18 protein-coding genes are annotated in these 17,404 nt (G+C 63.4%); 9 read left to right on the top strand and 9 right to left on the bottom strand.

Features of this window, described 5'->3' with window-relative positions; all coding sequences use genetic code 11:
* Window positions 1-2: 2 nt before the first annotated feature.
* On the bottom strand, window positions 3-914 hold the full coding sequence (locus C0V73_RS00725; protein ID WP_102018088.1) for a metallophosphoesterase: 912 nt from the start codon (window positions 912-914) through the stop codon (window positions 3-5).
* Between the two features lie 41 nt (window positions 915-955).
* Here C0V73_RS00725 and C0V73_RS00720 point away from each other — a divergent pair, with 41 nt between their 5' ends.
* Window positions 956-1,462: an NUDIX domain-containing protein gene (locus C0V73_RS00720; protein WP_102018087.1), complete on the top strand. Its 507-nt coding sequence runs from the start codon at window positions 956-958 to the stop codon at window positions 1,460-1,462.
* Between the two features lie 2 nt (window positions 1,463-1,464).
* On the opposite strand, the gene C0V73_RS00715 is transcribed toward C0V73_RS00720, so the two are convergent.
* Window positions 1,465-2,448 carry a glutathione S-transferase family protein gene (locus tag C0V73_RS00715; RefSeq protein ID WP_102018086.1) on the bottom strand — a complete coding sequence of 328 codons (984 nt, stop codon included), beginning with the start codon at window positions 2,446-2,448 and terminating at the stop codon, window positions 1,465-1,467.
* 248 nt (window positions 2,449-2,696) lie between these two features.
* Here C0V73_RS00715 and C0V73_RS00710 point away from each other — a divergent pair, with 248 nt between their 5' ends.
* Window positions 2,697-3,266 carry an N-acetyltransferase gene (locus tag C0V73_RS00710; RefSeq protein WP_102018085.1) on the top strand — a complete coding sequence of 190 codons (570 nt, stop codon included), beginning with the start codon at window positions 2,697-2,699 and terminating at the stop codon, window positions 3,264-3,266.
* Window positions 3,267-3,473: 207 nt separating this feature from the next.
* On the opposite strand, the gene C0V73_RS00705 is transcribed toward C0V73_RS00710, so the two are convergent.
* Window positions 3,474-3,941, bottom strand: coding sequence for a GNAT family N-acetyltransferase (locus C0V73_RS00705; RefSeq protein WP_245407842.1), 468 nt, complete (start codon window positions 3,939-3,941; stop codon window positions 3,474-3,476).
* 107 nt (window positions 3,942-4,048) lie between these two features.
* On the opposite strand from C0V73_RS00705, the gene C0V73_RS00700 reads away from it, so the two are divergent.
* From C0V73_RS00700 to C0V73_RS00690, 3 genes are all read left to right on the top strand, one after another.
* On the top strand, window positions 4,049-5,224 hold the full coding sequence (locus C0V73_RS00700) for a zinc-dependent alcohol dehydrogenase (RefSeq protein ID WP_102018084.1): 1,176 nt from the start codon (window positions 4,049-4,051) through the stop codon (window positions 5,222-5,224).
* 14 nt (window positions 5,225-5,238) lie between these two features.
* Entirely contained in the window at window positions 5,239-5,772 is a 534-nt protein-coding gene (locus C0V73_RS00695) for a hypothetical protein (protein ID WP_102018083.1), read from the top strand.
* A gap of 88 nt (window positions 5,773-5,860) precedes the next feature.
* The gene (locus C0V73_RS00690; RefSeq protein ID WP_102018082.1) at window positions 5,861-6,373 is read left to right on the top strand and encodes a GNAT family N-acetyltransferase; all 513 of its coding nucleotides are present in this window, start codon (window positions 5,861-5,863) and stop codon (window positions 6,371-6,373) included.
* A gap of 46 nt (window positions 6,374-6,419) precedes the next feature.
* Here C0V73_RS00690 and C0V73_RS00685 read toward each other — a convergent pair whose 3' ends face one another.
* The 4 genes from C0V73_RS00685 to C0V73_RS00670 are packed head-to-tail and all read right to left on the bottom strand — an operon-like array spanning window position 6,420 to window position 13,263.
* Window positions 6,420-8,489, bottom strand: coding sequence for a hypothetical protein (locus C0V73_RS00685; RefSeq protein ID WP_102018081.1), 2,070 nt, complete (start codon window positions 8,487-8,489; stop codon window positions 6,420-6,422).
* Window positions 8,490-8,493: 4 nt separating this feature from the next.
* Window positions 8,494-11,316 (bottom strand): DUF4159 domain-containing protein, encoded by a 2,823-nt coding sequence (locus tag C0V73_RS00680; protein WP_102018080.1) that lies wholly within the window; start codon window positions 11,314-11,316, stop codon window positions 8,494-8,496.
* On the bottom strand, window positions 11,316-12,233 hold the full coding sequence (locus C0V73_RS00675) for a DUF58 domain-containing protein (protein ID WP_102018079.1): 918 nt from the start codon (window positions 12,231-12,233) through the stop codon (window positions 11,316-11,318). The genes C0V73_RS00680 and C0V73_RS00675 overlap by 1 nt, the downstream gene beginning before the upstream one ends.
* 16 nt (window positions 12,234-12,249) lie before the next feature.
* Complete coding sequence (locus C0V73_RS00670) at window positions 12,250-13,263, bottom strand: MoxR family ATPase (protein ID WP_102018078.1); 1,014 nt, start codon at window positions 13,261-13,263, stop codon at window positions 12,250-12,252.
* Window positions 13,264-13,423: 160 nt separating this feature from the next.
* Between C0V73_RS00670 and C0V73_RS00665 the strand changes: the two genes are divergently transcribed.
* The 4 genes from C0V73_RS00665 to C0V73_RS00650 all read left to right on the top strand — a co-directional run bounded on the left by C0V73_RS00665 (window position 13,424) and on the right by C0V73_RS00650 (window position 16,593).
* Entirely contained in the window at window positions 13,424-14,047 is a 624-nt protein-coding gene (locus C0V73_RS00665; protein ID WP_102018077.1) for a DUF1285 domain-containing protein, read from the top strand.
* Between the two features lie 5 nt (window positions 14,048-14,052).
* The gene (locus C0V73_RS00660) at window positions 14,053-14,676 is read left to right on the top strand and encodes a CoA pyrophosphatase (RefSeq protein ID WP_102018876.1); all 624 of its coding nucleotides are present in this window, start codon (window positions 14,053-14,055) and stop codon (window positions 14,674-14,676) included.
* Entirely contained in the window at window positions 14,673-15,929 is a 1,257-nt protein-coding gene (locus tag C0V73_RS00655; RefSeq protein ID WP_102018076.1) for a CCA tRNA nucleotidyltransferase, read from the top strand. The genes C0V73_RS00660 and C0V73_RS00655 overlap by 4 nt, the downstream gene beginning before the upstream one ends.
* Before the next feature lie 175 nt (window positions 15,930-16,104).
* Window positions 16,105-16,593 (top strand): fasciclin domain-containing protein, encoded by a 489-nt coding sequence (locus C0V73_RS00650; RefSeq protein WP_102018075.1) that lies wholly within the window; start codon window positions 16,105-16,107, stop codon window positions 16,591-16,593.
* Window positions 16,594-16,645: 52 nt separating this feature from the next.
* Here C0V73_RS00650 and C0V73_RS00645 read toward each other — a convergent pair whose 3' ends face one another.
* Complete coding sequence (locus C0V73_RS00645) at window positions 16,646-16,846, bottom strand: DUF1059 domain-containing protein (protein ID WP_102018074.1); 201 nt, start codon at window positions 16,844-16,846, stop codon at window positions 16,646-16,648.
* 126 nt (window positions 16,847-16,972) lie between these two features.
* Window positions 16,973-17,248, bottom strand: a complete 276-nt coding sequence (locus C0V73_RS00640) for a hypothetical protein (protein WP_102018073.1) — start codon at window positions 17,246-17,248, stop codon at window positions 16,973-16,975.
* Between the last annotated feature and the right edge of the window lie 156 nt (window positions 17,249-17,404).

The following is a 17,404-nucleotide window of genomic DNA, read 5'->3' as shown; positions in this document are numbered from 1 at the left end:
ACTTAGCCGCCGAGCAGGCGCTCGCTGTGGTCGAGCTTCAGGGGGGCGTCTTCGCTTTCGATCTTGTAGCGCTGCCAGTCGAGCTGCCATTTGCCCGCTTCACCATCCACCGAAAACAGATTGTAACCGGCGGCGGGCTTCTTGGCGCCGGGGCCCTGGCTTGCCGAGGCTATGCCGACGACGGGGACTTTCTTTTCACGATCGGCCAGCCAGTAGAGCGTGTTGAGATGGGTGTGACCGTGCAGCACGAGTTCCGCGCCGCCGGTGCGGATGGCGGCCGCAAAACGGCGGATGCCGATCATACGCTTGTGCTGAGGCGCGGCTCCGCGGATCGGCGGGTGGTGGATCATGACGACGCGGAAGAGACCCTCTTCACCGGCAGCCTTCAGAAGCGCTGCCGTTTCGCGAGCCTGGCGGCCGCTGAAATAGCCCTGGGCGGAGAAGGGCGGGGTGGCGATCGAGGTCGAGCAGCCGATCAGAGCGACGGGCCCACGGCGTCGGATATAGGGGAACAGCTTGTGGTCGTCCTGGAAGATCAGCGGATCGTCGTCGCCACGCATGTAGTCGTACCAGGCGTGGACTGCACGTTCATGGGCACCGGGCACATAGGCGTCGTGGTTGCCGGGGACGACTGACGTGTCGAGCGGCGCGCCTGCCTCCTTCAGCCATTCGGCCACGAGTTTGACCTCAAGCTTGGAGGCGAGGTTGACGAGGTCGCCGGTGATCGCGAGGTGATCGGGGTTTTCGGCGCGCAATGCCTTCAGGGTCATTTCCAGCGCATTGGGGAAAAGGTGCTTGCGGCGGTTGCGATGCCAGTTCACATAGCCCGTAATCCGCTTCGAGGCCAATTCCCGGATCGTCAGGTTCGGCAGCGGGCCGAGATGCACGTCGGAGATGTGGGCGAGCTTGAACATGGCGCTTCTCTTAACGACGCTGAAACCGAGGGGCAAGGAAAATGACGCCAGCGGGTGGTGCCGGGACCGGCACCGATAGCGAAAGGCTCGGATGGCCGAAGAGGTTCCTTGTTCGTCTTCTGCATGTGTATTTCGCCTTGAGCCGCGGCATGACGCTCGGGGTGCGGGCTGCCTGTTTCGACGAGGCGGGCCGGATCTTTCTCGTCCGCCACACCTATGTGCCGGGCTGGCATCTGCCCGGTGGTGGGGTGGAGCGCGGCGAGACGGCGATTGAGGCGCTTTTCAAGGAAATGCGAGAGGAGGGGAACTTGGAGGCTGTCAGCGACCCCGAACTCTTTCATGTCTATTTCAATGCCAAGGTAAGCGGCCGCGACCACGTGTTGCTCTATCGGGCCGATGTCCGGCAGACCGCCGAACGGCCGGCAGATCGGGAAATTGCGGAATGCGGGTTTTTCCCTCTCGACGCACTGCCGGACGCCACGACCGAAGCGACCCGCCGGCGGATCGCGGAGCTGCGCGGGGAGATCTCCCCCGCGCATTATTGGTAGGTTCAGGCGCCGAGCTTTTCCCGGCCATGCGGAGCCATCAGGTCCTCCGCCGGACCGACGGGAACGACGCCTGTCGGATTGATCATGGTGTGGCTGCGATAATAGTGGTGCTTGATGTGGCGCATCTCGACCGTCTCGGCGATCCCAGGCGTCTGGTAGAGGTCGCGGAGATAGCCTGACAGGGCCGGATAATCGGCGATGCGGCGGATGTTGCACTTGAAGTGACCGACATAGACGGGGTCGAAGCGGACGAGCGTGGTGAAGAGACGCCAGTCGGCCTCTGTCATGCGGTTGCCGAAGAGATAGCGCTGATCGGTCAGTCGCTTCTCCAGCCAGTCGAGTGTCTCGAACAGCGGATAGACGGCGCTTTCATAGGCTTCCTGGGTGGTGGCGAAGCCGGCCTTGTAGACGCCGTTGTTGACGGTGTCGTAGATGCGCTTGTTGACGTCGTCGATCTCGGCATGCAGGTCTTGCGGGTGCATGTCGAGGGTCGAGCCGGTCAGGTGATCGAAGGCCGAGTTGAACATTCGGATGATCTCCGAACTTTCGTTCGAGACGATCGTGCCTTCCTTCTTGTCCCAGAGGACCGGGACCGTCACGCGGCCCGAGAAGGTCGGATCGGCTTTCACATAAACCTGCCAGAGGTAATCCGAGCCGAAGAGATGGTCGGGCGTGGCGCCCTCGCGATCGTGGAATTCCCAGCCGTTCGACAGCATCAGCGGATCGACGACAGAAACCGAGATCAGGTCTTCGAGGCCTCTCAGGGCACGGAATATTAGGGTGCGGTGCGCCCAGGGGCAGGCATAGGAGACGTAGAGGTGGTAGCGACCGGCCTCGGCCTTGAAGCCGCCATTGCCCGAAGGACCGGCGGAGCCGTCTGCGGTCACCCAGTTGCGGAAGCTCGAATCCGCCCGCTTGAAGTGCCCGGAGGTCGATTTCGTGTCGTACCAGACGTCCTGCCAGACGCCATCCACCAGTCTGCCCATGGTCGCTTCCTTCTCGTTTGAACTTGATCCGGAAAATACGGTTGTTGGCTGGGATTGCGAGGGGCTGACGATTGAACAGTGCGTTTTCCGTTGGACGAGCGGAAAATTTGCTGCTATCGGAACAAAACTCAAGATCTGAAGGCCCCGATGACCACAGCACGGAACCCACGACGACGCTGAAGCTCTCAAACGCACGAGATCCGTGCGCGTGAACCCTATTGCTGTCTGTCTTCTGGTTTCGGTCATCCATGTTTCACTCTGGCCTTGTCTACCTCACCGAGGATGCGTCGCACGACGCTGTCATCGAACTCATCAATGAAGAAGCTTTCGGTCCTGGCCGGCACACCCGTGCGGCAGCCCGCATTCGCGAGCAGGGGCCGCATGACCGCTCGCTTTCCTTCATCTGCGCCGACAATGGCGAAACGATCGCTTCCGTTCGCATGACGCCAGTGCTGGCCGGCGGCGTTCAAGGGCATCTGCTCGGGCCGCTTGCCGTGCGTCCTTCCCACAAGAACCGGGGCATCGGCCGCGAACTCGTCCGCATCGCCATCGAGGCTGCCCGGCGCAAGGGTTCGGAAGGCGTCATCCTGATCGGTGATCCGCCATACTATATGCCGCTCGGTTTCGAGAAGGTGGCCTACAAGGCGCTCGATTTTCCAGGACCTGTTGATCCGAACCGGGTGCTGATCGTGCCGCTCGGCCACGATGTGCATGACCGGCTGAAGGGCGTGATTGCCTGGCGGGTGTGCGGGGCGGAAAATGCCGAAACATCGCCTGTTGATGATTTCGCGTTGAGCAAGGCCTATGCATCCGCCTGAGTGCCGCTGTCGATTGTCTAAGGAACCAAGTGGGCTTCGATCGGTTTTCCCTGTCCAATTCGCATTCGAATGAAACAGGAGACTGACATGCTGAAATTCATCGGTGGCACGATCGGCGCTATTTTCCTCATCGGCCTGATCGTGGTGGTCCTGTTGTTCAAGCTGATTTTCTAAGTTGGATGAGGGCCGCAGGATACGCGGCCCTTTTCACGACTGGTCCTTCTGTCCCGATTCAAGATCGATATCGAACCGCTTGATCAGCCAGCAGATATCCTGGTCCTGACTGAAATTCTCAATCCTTCCGAAGACAGTGTATCCGGCGCGCTCATAGGCACGGCAGGCCACGGGATTGATCGTGTCGATATAGGCACCGATGCAGCCGCGCGCCTTCGCCTCTTCTTCGGCGCTTGCCAGCAATCGGCCGGCCATGCCCTGACCGCGCAGCCGCTCAGGGACCGAGAGCAATTCCACGTAGAGCCAACCGCGACCGGTATAGCCGACGAGCCCACCGTCGACGGCGCCGTCGTCTGTCGTGATAGGAATGAAGAGATCACGTCGGTCTGTCGGGCCGAGCAGGGTGTCATTGTGCGCCTTGATGCTGGCGAGGATCGCGTCGCGGGCGGCTTCGGGGACGGTGTCGGAAATGGGCAGATGCGTCGTCATGGCAGGCAGCATCGCCAATTGTCCGGTGCTTGTCGAGAGTATGCGCGAACTTCGGGAACCGTTCGGCGCAGGGCTTGTTGTGCTGGCATCGATCTGAACAAAGTAACGAGGAAGACCCGATGCGCGCACTGGTTTGGCACGGCAAGGAGGACATCCGGTGTGATCGGGTGTCCGATCCAGAGATCGAAGATCCGCGCGATGCGATCATCAAGGTGACGAGTTGCGCGATCTGCGGCTCGGACCTGCATCTCTTCCACAACATGATCCCGGCGATGATGCCCGGTGACATCATGGGCCACGAGACCATGGGCGAAGTGGTCGAGGTCGGGTCGGGCCTCAACGGCTCCTTGAAGAAGGGAGACCGGGTGGTCATTCCCTTCACGATCTCCTGCGGTCAATGCGAACAGTGCCTACGCGGCAACTTCTCCGTCTGCGAAACGAGCAATCGCAAAAAGGAACTGGCGGAAAAGGCGTTCGGCCACGCGACGGGTGGCCTGTTCGGCTACACGCACCTGACCGGCGGCTATCCGGGCGGGCAGGCCGAGTATCTGCGGGTGCCCTATGCCGACAGTACGCATATCAAGGTGCCGGACAGCATGAGCGACGAGCAGGCGCTGTTCCTGAGCGACATCCTTCCGACCGGCTGGCAGGCTGCGGTGCAGTGCGAGATCGAACCAACGGACACCGTCGTCGTCTGGGGCTGCGGCCCGGTCGGCCAGATGGCGATCCGCAGCGCGGTGTTGCTGGGAGCAGCCCAGGTGGTTGCGATCGATTATCTGCCCGAGCGGCTGTCAATGGCAGAAGCTGGCGGGGCAATCCCAGTCAATTTCAAGGAAGAGAGTGTCATCGAGCGGCTCAACGAACTGACCAAGGGCAAGGGGCCTGAGAAGTGCATCGATGCCGTCGGTATGGAAAGCCACGTCTCGATGAGCCATCCGGACAGTCTGGTCGATCGCGCCCTGCAGATGGTCATGCTCGAGAATGACCGGCCGCATGTCCTGCGCGAAATGATCTATGTCTGCCGGCCCGGCGGCATCATCTCCATCCCCGGCGTTTATAGCGGGCTCGTCGACAAGATCCCGATGGGTATGGCGATGAACAAGGGGCTGACCTTCCGCATGGGCCAGACCCATGTGAAGCGCTGGACCGATGATCTCATTCGCCGCATCGAGAAGGGGCAGATCGACCCCTCCTTCGTCATCACCCACACCGTCGGGCTCGAAGAGGGGCCTGAGATGTACAAGGTGTTCCGCGACAAACAGGACAGCTGCATCAAGGTTGTCCTGAAGCCGTAACCGGAGGTACTGCCGTGAATCTATTCAGCACTCTCAAGCGCTCCAAGAGTGATCCAAAGGTTCTCGAAAAGGGACCAAGTTCGCTTTCGTCTTCCGACCGGCTTGCCCGCAATCTCGGCTGGTTCAGCATCGGCCTCGGGCTTGTCGAGCTCTTCGGGGCACATCGTATCACCCGTACGCTCGGCCTAGACGGGCAGGAGACCATGGTCAGAGCCTACGGCCTTCGCGAGATCGGGGCCGGCATGATGACGCTCTCGGTCGACAAGGAGGTGGGGCTTGCAAGTCGCATCGCCGGTGACGGGATCGATATCGTCACGCTGGGTTCCGCCCTGCATTCGGACAATCCGAAGCGGGATAATGTGGCGATCGCGCTGGTGATAGTCGCCGGCGTGACACTGCTCGATCTGCTCGCCGTGGGCGCCACGACCGGGCGTCATATGCGTCACCGCGGCGAGATCAGGGACTTTGGCGATCGCAGCGGGTTTCCAAAGGGCATCCCTGCGTCGCGTGGCCTGGCGCGGGATAAGGCCAAGGCGCTGGCGGGGTGAGGTCTGGCCGGGTTTTGTCGGTAGCATCGAGGGGAAGATCTTTGTAGGCTTGCGAGCGTCACTGAAATGACCTGAGCGCAAATCTTCGATGCACCCGATACCGACATTCAGCACCTCTCGTCTTATCCTGCGTGCCATGCGGTCCGACGACTGGCCCGCTTATCGGCAACTGATGGCTTCGGAACGAGCGCAATTTATGGGTGGCCCGTTCCCCGACTCTGTAGCCTGGGGCATGTTCTGCAGTGACCATGCCCAATGGGAACTGTTCGGCTGTGGTGCTTTGATGATTGATGATTTGGCGACGGGTGCCTGTATCGGTCAGGTTGTGATCAATGCCGGTCCACTGTTTCCGGAATTTGAACTGGGCTGGTTCGTGTATTCGGAGTTCGAAGGATTGGGATATGTAAAGGAAGCCGCCGCTGCGATGCTTCATTGGGCAATAGAAGTCCGGCGGCTCCCAAGCCTCGTGAGTTATGTCGATGCTGAGAACGTGAGATCGGCACGTCTTGCCATGCGGCTCGGTGCTGTTCTGGATCGCGCTGCCGCGCGGCCTGCGCCGGATGATCTCGTCTATCGCCACTATCCCAAAGCGTCTGCCTAGGTAGCCTCGTCAACTCGCAGATCTCACAACAGTTGAGGTATGAGGGCTACCGCCCCTCGCGCCACCACATGGCCGAGACAGCTAGCAACAAGATCCCCAAGCCAGCAAATCCCGCAAACAGCGGCAGAGTGTTCACGCCCTTCAGCACAGTCTCGTCGGTCAACCTGATCAGCATGCGGCGGTCGTCGGCGACGCGGACTTCGCCGCGCACCGGCAGGATGTCGGGGATGCGGACGGAGGCGTCGCCGTCGTCGAGGCGGGCGGTGAGTCCACGGGTTTCATCGCTGATCGGGGACAGCGTGTCCGTGGTCGAGATCATCGCGCGGAATTCGGGGGCGTCGACGGCGCCGACATGGACGAGGGTGGAGAAGTCGCCATTGGTGATGGTGAAGAGGCCTGTTTCGGTCATGCGGCGTTCGCCGCGATAGAGGCCGGGCTGGATTTCCGAGAGATTGAGCGCGATCGTCTCGCCCGACGGCGTGGTGATCGTCGCCGGGCCGGGGGCGTCACCGATGGTCTGGCGGGTGACTTCCAGCGTGCGGCCGGTGGCGCGGGCCTTCAGCGCCTCTTCCTCGAGTTCCGGCTCCTTCATCAGCCAGTGGGCGATGCGGCGATAGAGCGAGACATGCGGGCCGCCGCCTTCGAAGCCACGTGCCCAGAGCCAGCCCTGGTCGGAGAGCAGCATGGCGACCCGGCCTTCATTGGCGCGGTTGAGGACGAGCAGGGGGCGATCGCCGTCGCCGGTCATGACCGTTTCGCCGTCGGTCCGGCCGACATCGACGCTGCGGAACCAGCGGCCCCATTGCGGCGGCTCGACGGCAGAGCCATCGAGGCCACGGGTCACCGGGTGGCGTTTGCCCTGATCGGAGAGGCGCGGATAGAAGCCGGCCTGGTGCACGTCGCCGGTCGGAGTGGCGGGCAGGACCGAGGAGAGCGGAGTGAGCGCGATCGAATCCTGGCCTGCATGTTCGGGGCCGGCGGCGATCAGAAGCGCACCGCCGTTTCGGACATATTCGGCGATGTAGTCGTAATAGAGGATCGGGAGGACGCCGCGATGCTGGTAGCGGTCGAAGATGATCAGGTCGAAATCATTGATCTTTTCGACGAAGAGTTCGCGGGTCGGGAAGGCGATTAGCGATAGCTCGTTGATCGGCGTGCCGTCCTGCTTTTCCGGCGGGCGCAGGATGGTGAAGTGCACGAGGTCGACCGAGGCGTCCGATTTCAAGAGGTTGCGCCAGGCGCGCTCTCCAGCATGGGGTTCGCCAGACACGAGCAGCACGCGCAGGTTCTGGCGGATTCCTTCGATCAGATGGATCGCCCGGTTGTTCACGTCGGTGACTTCGCCCGGTGTCGCGGCGACCGAGAATTCCAGCACATTGTTGCCGCCACGAGGCACGCGGAAGGCAAACGAGGTCTCGGCGCCGGGTACGGCCGGGACGATGCCGAGGTCTTCGCCGTTCATCTTGACCGAGACGTCGGCGGGCTGGTTCGAGGCTTCACCGTCATCGAAGACGCGGAAGGTGAGTTCCTGTTCTTCATCGACGATGCCGAAGCGCGGGGCGCGCAGGATTTCGATGCGGCGGTCGAATTCGTCGGCCTTGCCGGTGATTAGGGAGTGGACGGGAGCATCGAAGGGGAGCGCCTGATTTTCACCGGGGATGTCATGCACCTGGCCGTCGGTGACGAAGATGGCCCCGCCGACTCGGGTCGGCGGAACGTCGGTGGTCGCGGCAGCCAAGGCTTCAAAGAGCTTGGTGGAGGGGGCGTCGCTGTCGCCGGGATCGGTGACCTCGATGATGCGCGGCTCGATATTCGGGAAGCGGCCAAGGCGGTCGCGGATGCCCTGGAGCGCCTGGTCGGTCTGTTCGACGCGGCCTGCGATCTGCTGGCTCTGGCTGCGGTCGACGATGACGGGCACGACTGTTGTCAGCGGATCGCGCTCTTCCTGGAGAAGGAGCGGGTTGGCAAGGGCCGCGAGCACGGCGATCGAGGCGGCTAGGCGGATGGCCGTGCCGCGCACGTTGCGCAGGAAGCCAAGGACGGAAAGCACCACGGCCAGCACTGAGAGTGAGGCGATGGCGATCCAGGGAATGAAGGGGGCGAATTCGAGCGTCATGGTCTCACTGCCCCAGTCGTTCGAGCAGCGCAGGCACGTGGACCTGGTCTGCCTTGTAGTTGCCGGTCAGCATGTACATCATGATGTTGACGCCGGAGCGGAAGGACATTTCGCGTTGCATCTCGTCGGCTGGCACGACGGGCAGGACGCTTGCGCCATTCGCGTCGATCGCCCAGGCGCCGAGCAGGTCGTTGCCGGTAATCATGATCGGCGTCACGCCATCGCCGGAGGAAGCGACCGCGCTGTTGCTCGACTGGGCTTCCTGGCGGGATTCCACCCAGAGGGGGCTGCCGCTGTAGCGGCCGGGGAATCCCTGCAGCAGGTAGAAGGCGCGGGTCAGCACGTGGTCTGAGGGGACCGGCTCCAGCGGCGGGATGTCGATATTGGCGAGGATTGCCTGCAGGCGTTCGCCGTTTGGCGATGCGCCAGAGTCTGCGCCCAGCATCGAGCCCTGGTCACGGGTGTCGAACAGCACGGTGCCGCCGGCGCGCATATAGGCGTCGATGCGGCTGATGGCAGCCGCCGACGGCATGGGTGCGCTGGCCGAGATCGGCCAGAAGATGATCGGGTAGAAGGAGAGTTCGTCCTTCGAGATATCAACGCCAACAGGTGGCTCGGGTTCGAGCGTCGTGCGGTAGGTAAGGAAATCGGTGAGGCCAGCCAAGCCCTGTTCGGAGATGCGATCAACATCCTGTTCGCCGGTGATGACATAGGCAAGGTGGGTGTTGTCGAGGCGTTCGAGGATCTGTTCGTCGCCGGGCTTGGCATCGGCCGACTGCGCCAGCGCCTGACCCGCGGGAGCGACGGCGGCGAGCGCTACGGCAAGCGCGAGGATCGAAGCTGCGGCAGCGGGCGCACGCTTCGGCATGCGCGAGAAGGCGCCGCCCATGAAGAGCACGATCAGGCTGTCGATCACCAGAAGCAGGAAGGCGAGGGTCAAGAGGCTGGGCTTCAGCGGTGTTGCGGCGGTTCCGGCCATGGGGTCGCGGGTCACGGTGAGCCCTGTCGGCGAGGGGAGCGGGCGGAGCGTCGCATCTGCGGGCAACAGGTTGAGTGCGGTGAAGCCGTCTTCCGTGCCGTAGAGGCCGGGCGGGTTGTCGAAGGTCGCGGCTTCCGGGCGGTCGGGGCCGAGCGAGAGGGGCTTTGCCGTGCCGGCCTCGGCAGTCAGCGCGCCGCGTTCCGTGAGCAGGCGGAAGGGCGGAAGCGAAGGGGCGGTCGCCTGGCTGCCTTCCGCTTCGGCAGCGCCGACGCGGGTGAGCTGGACGATGCGGCGGAGCATCTCGACGAAGGTGCCCGAGATCGGCAGGTCGGACCAGGTGGCCTCGGCGCTGACGTGGAAGAGCACGATGCGGCCGGCGCCGTTGTCCTCGACGGTCACAAGCGGGGTGCCATCGGCAAGGCTTGCCCAGGTGCGGGCGGCGAGGTCAGGCGTCGGTTCGGCCAGTACCTGGCGCTTGACGAGGATGCCTTCGGGGCGCGGCATGCCGGCAAAGGGGCCGAAGGTCGGGAAATCGGCAAGCGGCTGCGGCTCGGCCCAGGAGAGGGCGCCGCCGAGTGCACGTTCACCCTGACGCAGGATGACGGGCACGAGTGGGTCGTCTGACGGTGCTGCGGCTAGACGGGGGCCAGCAAAGCGGATCAGCGTGCCGCCGCGGTTGATCCAGGCTTGCAGCGGATCATAGACGTCGGCGGGCAAGCGGCCGACATCGGCAAGCACGAGGGCGGACGGGTTCTGGTTGAGGATCTCAGGGATGGCGACGGCGAGATCCGTCTGGCCGGGCTTGACCACATCGGCATAGGGCCCGAGGGCGCGCTCGATGTAGTAAAGCGGCGAGAGAAGCGGCTGGAAGCCATCACCGCTGTCGCCCGACACGAGGGCGACCTTGCGGCGGCGGAAGCCGTCATCGAGAAGGTGGGTCGCGCCAGCCGAGGCGATGCCTGCGATCGAGAGGCGGGCGAAATCGTTGCGCAGTTCGAAGGGCGCGGCGATCTCGCCGGAGGCTTCTGACGTGCCCGCTGCGAAATCGACCTGGCCGGAGGCAATGACGCGGCCCTGGCGGTCCTGGGCATCGACAATAAGGCTGCGAGGTTCCGAGGCGTTCAGGCGCGAGAGCGTCACGGTCAGGGCATCCGAGCCATTGTTGGCACCGGTGATTGCCACGCTTGCTGCGCCGTCTCCTTCGACGATGCGGAATTCGGCGGGTGAGAGGCTCGCCAGATCCGAGAGGAAGGGGTCTTCCGCATCGCGGGCAATGCCGTCGGAGACATAGGCGAGCGTGCCGGGGCGTTCCGAGGAAAAGGTCGTGCGCAGGGCCTCGATCGTTCGCACACGATCAGGGCGAAGCGGATGGGGCGTTGCGGCGGCGAGCTTTTCCAGCGCCACGGCAGGCGTGCCGGGGATCGCGTCATGGGTTGCGTCCGCTGTGAAGACGATCGAGACGGGCAGGCTGCGGTCGGCGGCATCGCTGATCAGCGCTGTTGCAGTCTCCACGCGACGCTCCCAGTCGCCGACGGTTGCCCACCCGTTGTCGACGACGAGCAGCAGCGGGCCGTCACCCGACAGGGTCGAGTTGCGCGGATTGAGCACGGGGTCGGCCAACGCGAAGATGACGATGGCGGCCATCAACATGCGCAGGAGCGTCAGCCACCACGGGCTTTTCGAAGGCGTTTCCTCGCGCTTCAACACGCCGGCCAGGATCTTAAGCGGCGGGAAGATTTCCGCCTTGGGGCGCGGCGGGGTGAGCTTCAGCAGCCACCAGATCAGCGGCAGCGCGAGCAGGGCACCGAGAATGGCGGGAGCGCCGAAGGCTAGCGGCAATCCGAACATCAGCCCGCACTCCTGATGGCAGCGGGCGGCATGCCCGACAGGTGCATGTGCACGGCGACGAGGGCCTCGGAAGCGAGGCGATCGGTGCGGTTGTGGGTAAAGCTCCAGCCCATGCGACGGAGCTGGTCCGACATCGAGTCGCGGCGGGCGAGATAGGCCTGCTGGTAGTCGTCGCGCAGCGTCTCGGCGCGACCGGAGGTCAGCTTTTCACCAGTCTCGGGATCGGTAAATTCCGTGCGGCCGGTATAGGGGAAGGTCTCTTCCGCGGGATCGGCGACCTCGACCACATGGCCGCGCAGACCGCGGCGGGCGAGCGGCGTAATGCGTTCCATGACCCGGTCTGCATCATCAAGGAAATCGCCGATCAGCACGATGTCGCTCGATCCCCGGATCATGCGGGTGTCGGGCAGGCCTTCGGTGATAGGGGCATGCATGATCGCCGTTGCCAGGCGTTCGGCGGCGTTGCGGGCCGAGATCGGCTCCATGATGCCGGGGCAGCCGATGCGTTCGCCGGAGCGGGCGAGGATTTCGGCAAGGGCCAGCATCAGCACGAGCGCGCGGCTTTCCTTGGAGACAGAGGCGAACGTCGATTTGTACATCATCGACGGCGACATGTCGGCCCAGAGCCAGACGGTGTGGGCGGCCTCCCATTCGCGATCCCGGATATACATATGGTCGTCGCGTGCCGAGCGGCGCCAGTCGATGCGCGAGAAGCTCTCGCCATCGGCATAGGGGCGGAACTGCCAGAAATTCTCGCCGATGCCGCGCTTGCGGCGGCCATGCCAGCCGGCAATCACGGTGTTGGCGATGCGCTTTGCCTCGACCATGCAGTCGGGCACCAGCACAGCGCGCTGGCGGGCGCGCTTCAGCACTTCGCTTCCTGGGGTCTGCTCGACGATCTGGCCGATCAATGCCACGCGGTTAAGGCCTCCCTTACTTGCGCAGGTCGGAAACGAGGCTCGCGATGACGTCGCGAACGGTCATGCCCTCGGCGCGGGCCGGGAAGGTCAGCGCCATGCGGTGTTCGAGCACAGGCTCGGCGAGCGAGTAGACGTCATCGATCGAGGGCGCGAGGCGGCCTTCATAGAGGGCTCGGGCACGGGCGCAAAGCATGAGCGCCTGACCGGCGCGCGGGCCGGGACCCCAGGCGACATTCTTGTCGGTGGACGCGTTGCCATGGCCGGGGCGGGCGGAGCGGACGAGCGTGAGGATCGCGTCGACGACGGTGTCGGAAACGGGCATCTGGCGGATCAGCTTCTGGATTTCCAGGAGGCGCTCGCTGGAAATCACGGCGCTTGCGCGGCGGTCGCTGACACCCGTCGTTTCGAGCAGGATCTGACGTTCGGCAGCCAGTTCCGGATAGAGCACGTCGACCTGCAGTAGGAAGCGGTCGAGCTGTGCTTCGGGCAGCGGATATGTGCCTTCCTGCTCCAGCGGGTTCTGGGTCGCGAGCACGTGGAAGGGGGCGGGCAGCTGGTAAGGCTGGCCGGCGATGGTGACGTGATATTCCTGCATCGACTGCAGAAGCGCCGACTGGGTGCGCGGGCTGGCGCGGTTGATTTCGTCGGCCATCAGCAGCTGGGCGAAGACGGGACCCTTGACGAAGCGGAAGGAGCGGCGCCCCGTGTCGTCCTGGTCCATGACTTCGGTGCCGAGAATATCCGATGGCATGAGGTCGGGGGTAAACTGGATGCGGTTCGCGTCGAGGCCGAGAACGGTGCCGAGCGTGGTGACGAGCTTGGTCTTGGCAAGACCGGGCACGCCGACGAGGAGGGCGTGGCCACCGGAGAGGATTGCGAGCAGGGTGTTTTCGACGACCTTTTCCTGGCCGAAGATGACCTTCGCCACCTCCTGGCGGATCGTGGCAATGTCGGCGAGGGCCTTTTCGGCCTCCACGACGATCGCCTTCTCATCCAGTGCGACATCAGGATTTGGCATCATGCCCATGGTCTGCTCCAATTGGTTTGGCCTGGTCCGGAGAATCGAACGGACGCGCGAAGGTGCATGTTACTGAAACTAACTTATTGGCGAGAGGACGGCTGACAAGGACGTTTTGAATGACTATCTCGTGACTGTTATAGGCTAAAGACAAAACCGGGACGCAAAAATGGCAAGCGATACGCTGAAGGCGACGACGGATGCGGCAGGCCTTGCTGCGCTGATTTCGCGCGCGTCAGCGCAAACATCGGGCGGAAAGGCATCACTACCGCCGGTGGAACGCTGGGAACCGCCGTTCTGCGGGGATCTCGACATGGAAATCAGGGCCGACGGCACCTGGTTCTACATGGGGACCCCGATCGGTCGGGAGCCTCTGGTGCGCCTGTTTTCGACCGTTTTGCGCAAGGATGAGGACGGGAAAACCTACCTCGTCACGCCTGTGGAAAAGGTCGGCATCCGCGTTCAGGATGCGCATTTTGTCGCCGTCGAGATGAGTGTGACGGAAGAGGCGGGTGAGTCGGTGCTGACCTTTCGCACCAATGTCGGCGATGTGGTCGAGGCGGGGCCGGAGCATACGCTCCGCTTCGAGGTTGTCGGCGAGATCCACGAACTGAAGCCTTATCTCGCTGTGCGCGGCCGGCTGGAGGCATTGGTGTCACGCGCGGTCATGTATGATCTCGTCGAGCGCGGGGAAGTTCTCGATGTCGAGGGCAGGGCGATGTTCGTGATCCGCTCGCGCGGTGCCGTCTTCCCCGTCATGCCGGCCGACGAACTCGATCGACTGTCCCGGTGAGCCTGATGACTTTTACCGCCGAGGATTTCCGCCGCCGGGCGCTCGAACAGGTGGGAGCGCCGCTTGAGCATGCCTGGCGCGATCATGGCGACCATGTGCTGAACCCCGACACCATCCTCCAATATGAACAGCTAAAGCTGAAGGATGCGGCGGTGCTGATCGGCGTTGTCGACGATTGCGACGAAGCGCGGATCATTCTCACGCAACGCACCGACAAGCTGCGCAAGCATGCGGGCCAGATCGCCTTTCCCGGCGGCGGCATCGATGCGACGGATGCCTCTCCGGAAGAGGCGGCGCTGCGCGAGGCTGAGGAGGAGATCGGCCTCGACCGCCGTTTCGTCGAGACGGTGGGGCGCCTGCCACAGTATCTCTCCGGGACTGGGTTCCGCATCCAGCCGGTGCTGGCCGTGGTGCAGCCGGGCTTTGCGCTGACGCTCAATCCCGATGAAGTGGACAGCGTCTTCGAGGTGCCGTTGTCGTTCCTCATGGATCCGGCCAATCATCGGCAGGACAGCCGGATGTGGCAGGGGGCCGTCCGGCATTTCTATGTGATGCCCTATCGGGAACGGCATATCTGGGGCATTACGGCGGGGATCATCCGCACGCTCTACGAAAGGCTCTATGCATGACCAATCTTGCCGATCGCGACTGGTTCCAGGAGCCTGGATTGCAGAAGCTGATGACGCTGCTCAACAGTGGCGGCGCGGAGACGCGCGTGGTCGGTGGGGCGGTGCGCAACAGCCTGATGGGGCTTGCCGTCGGCGATATCGATCTGGCCACCACGCTTTTGCCGGAAGAGGTGAGCGGAAGGGCGGCTGCCAAGGGCATCAAGGCGGTGCCGACGGGCATCGAGCACGGCACGGTGACGCTTGTGATCGACGGCAAGGGTTACGAGGTGACGACGCTGAGGCGCGACGTCGAGACGAACGGACGGCATGCACAGGTGGCCTTCGGGGCGACGTGGCAGGAGGATGCCGACCGGCGCGACCTGACCATCAATGCGCTTTATGTCGGCGCCGACGGCGAGGTGGTTGATCTCGTCGGGGGGCTGAAGGATATCGAGACGAAGACGGTGCGCTTCATCGGCGATGCCGAGCAGCGGATTGCCGAGGACTATCTGCGCGTCCTGCGCTTCTTCCGCTTCTTTGCCCATTATGGCAGCGGCCGTCCCGATACGGATGGCCTGAAGGCATGCGCTCGGGCGCGGGCACAGCTCAAGACGCTGTCGGCGGAGCGGGTGTGGAGCGAGATCAAGAAGCTCTTGTCCGCGCGTGATCCGGGCCGGGCGCTGCTCTGGATGCGGCAGTCGGGAGTTCTGACCGAAATCCTACCGGAGACAGAGAAGTGGGGCATCGACGCGATCCCTGGTTTGATCGCGGCCGAACAGGCACTCGGTTGGGAGCCTGATGCACTGCTCAGGCTCTGCGCCATGGTGCCGAAGGATGCAGCAAGGCTGGTGACGCTGTCTGAGCGGCTCAAGCTTTCCAATGCCGAGGCGCTGGCACTTGATCGCTTCGCACGGGCGCCGAAGCCGCAGGAGACGGTGACGGATGTCGCCTTCGACCGCGATCTCTATCGCTTCGGCAAGGATGGCATGATCTCTGTGCTGAAGCTGGAGCTAGCTTCTGTCCGTGCGCGGGCCGAGGGCGACCAGAAGGCGATGGCCCGCAGTGCGCGGCTGTTTGCGCTTCTCAAGCGGGCCGAGGGCTTCGTGCGGCCGGTGCTGCCGATCAAGGGTGCCGATGTGCTCGCAGCCGGGATCGCGGCCGGCCCCAAGGTGGGCGAGATCCTAGGCAAACTAGAGGAGGGGTGGATTGCTTCGCAGTTCAACCTCAGCCGTGAAGATCTGCTGGCGCGGATCGAGACGCTCGCCAAGTCCTGACGTTTCATGAAAACGGAATGAGCCAATACGTTCAATTTCGCCATCGGATTTGCGGGCGGCCCTCAACAAAGAGTGTCTGAAGCTGCGCGATCCAAGGGCGAGGTGGGGCGCGTATCCCTGTCGGCTTCAGATGATCGACATGACGTCGGTCTGGCCCATCAAAGGAGGGACTTCCATGAAACGCATCGCATTTGCAATTGTCGCCGCAGGCATGACGGTCGCCGCTTCCTCGGCGCAGTCCGCCAACATCGTCGAGACTGCCCAGCAGGCCGGCAGCTTCAAGACGCTTCTCGCCGCGGCACAGGCTGCAGGCCTGGTCGACGCGCTCTCCGGCGGCGGCCCGCTCACCGTCTTTGCACCGACCGACGAAGCCTTTGCCGCGCTTCCGGCCGGGACCGTCGAGAACCTGCTCAAGCCTGAAAACAAGGATCAGCTGGCCGCCATCCTGAGCTATCACGTGGTGGGTCGCGAACTGACCTCGACCATGCTGCCGGGCCGGACCATCCATGTCCGCACCATCAAGGGCGGTGGTGACCGGACACTTGCCGTCTCCAAGTCGGGCGCGGGCGTGACCGTGGATGGCGCAAACGTCGTGTCCGCCGATATCCGCACGGATAACGGCGTCATTCACGTCATCGACAAAGTCATGCTGCCGAGCAGCTGAGCCTGACGTTGGCGGAGCCTGTTCTTCGGGCTCCGCATCTTGCCGGGCCAGATCAGTCTTGATTGGCTGCTGCCGCCTGTTGGTCGTCGAGGATGCGTTCCTTGATGTGTTCCACCATCTTGGGATGAATGACCTCTTCTCCATGGGTGCCGCGCATGTGCTCCACGGCTCGCCGCACCACTTCTGCCTCGTCTTCGGCACGCGTGTGCCATTCGCAGCCGGGGACCAGGGTGCCACATTCGAAGCGTTTCATGATCGTTTCCTCCCGTGTCATGATGCAGGATCAAACACGGGCTGCCTGCTTTTGTTCGGCTTCAGGCGCAAAAAAATGCCCGCACCAGGTGCGGGCAGAGGCAACCGACGCGGTGGATAGGAATATTCAGTCGGGCATGGCCCAGGCGTGGAAAACGGAGCGGGCTGGCTGGCGCTTGCCACGGTGGGCTCCGCTTTCGATGTCGTTGGCGGCAAGCCGGTCGGCCAGGTCCTTGCCGGCTAAACCGAGGCGCACCTGCTCGACGAAATAGGAATGGGGCAGGTCGATATCGCTCGACTGGCGCATCTGTTCGGCCAGACGATCGATGAGTTCGGGCGCCTGAAGCGCGCGGTCTGCGGGTTCACTGACGCGGGACACGGATACTGAGCTGGATGGGGTCATCGCAATCTCCTCCTCGATACTGCGTGAGGCCGCAGAATGGGCCGGGCGCGGGCGGAGCGCAATGCAAACTGTCAAGTTAACGACACACATTGTCGTAAGCGGCGGGAATCACCGCTCATTCTTTTTCGTGAGCAAGCTGTGCATAACCTATGTCAG

The organism is Rhizobium sp. TH135 (assembly GCF_002855515.1).
Taxonomy (GTDB): domain Bacteria; phylum Pseudomonadota; class Alphaproteobacteria; order Rhizobiales; family Rhizobiaceae; genus Allorhizobium.
Note: the sequence above shows the minus strand (reverse complement) of the source record. Positions and strands in the feature narration are given on the sequence as shown.

Bases quoted from the DNA above. Each gene is read 5' to 3' on its own strand.
- C0V73_RS00725 (WP_102018088.1), bottom strand. From the start codon at position 914: ATGTTCAAGCTCGCCCACATCTCCGACGTGCATCTCGGCCCGCTGCCG.
- C0V73_RS00720 (WP_102018087.1), top strand. From the start codon at position 956: ATGACGCCAGCGGGTGGTGCCGGGACCGGCACCGATAGCGAAAGGCTC.
- C0V73_RS00715 (WP_102018086.1), bottom strand. From the start codon at position 2,448: ATGGGCAGACTGGTGGATGGCGTCTGGCAGGACGTCTGGTACGACACG.
- C0V73_RS00710 (WP_102018085.1), top strand. From the start codon at position 2,697: ATGTTTCACTCTGGCCTTGTCTACCTCACCGAGGATGCGTCGCACGAC.
- C0V73_RS00705 (WP_245407842.1), bottom strand. From the start codon at position 3,941: ATGCTGCCTGCCATGACGACGCATCTGCCCATTTCCGACACCGTCCCC.
- C0V73_RS00700 (WP_102018084.1), top strand. From the start codon at position 4,049: ATGCGCGCACTGGTTTGGCACGGCAAGGAGGACATCCGGTGTGATCGG.
- C0V73_RS00690 (WP_102018082.1), top strand. From the start codon at position 5,861: ATGCACCCGATACCGACATTCAGCACCTCTCGTCTTATCCTGCGTGCC.
- C0V73_RS00685 (WP_102018081.1), bottom strand. From the start codon at position 8,489: ATGACGCTCGAATTCGCCCCCTTCATTCCCTGGATCGCCATCGCCTCA.
- C0V73_RS00680 (WP_102018080.1), bottom strand. From the start codon at position 11,316: ATGTTCGGATTGCCGCTAGCCTTCGGCGCTCCCGCCATTCTCGGTGCC.
- C0V73_RS00670 (WP_102018078.1), bottom strand. From the start codon at position 13,263: ATGGGCATGATGCCAAATCCTGATGTCGCACTGGATGAGAAGGCGATC.
- C0V73_RS00665 (WP_102018077.1), top strand. From the start codon at position 13,424: ATGGCAAGCGATACGCTGAAGGCGACGACGGATGCGGCAGGCCTTGCT.
- C0V73_RS00660 (WP_102018876.1), top strand. From the start codon at position 14,053: ATGACTTTTACCGCCGAGGATTTCCGCCGCCGGGCGCTCGAACAGGTG.
- C0V73_RS00655 (WP_102018076.1), top strand. From the start codon at position 14,673: ATGACCAATCTTGCCGATCGCGACTGGTTCCAGGAGCCTGGATTGCAG.
- C0V73_RS00650 (WP_102018075.1), top strand. From the start codon at position 16,105: ATGAAACGCATCGCATTTGCAATTGTCGCCGCAGGCATGACGGTCGCC.
- C0V73_RS00645 (WP_102018074.1), bottom strand. From the start codon at position 16,846: ATGAAACGCTTCGAATGTGGCACCCTGGTCCCCGGCTGCGAATGGCAC.
- C0V73_RS00640 (WP_102018073.1), bottom strand. From the start codon at position 17,248: ATGACCCCATCCAGCTCAGTATCCGTGTCCCGCGTCAGTGAACCCGCA.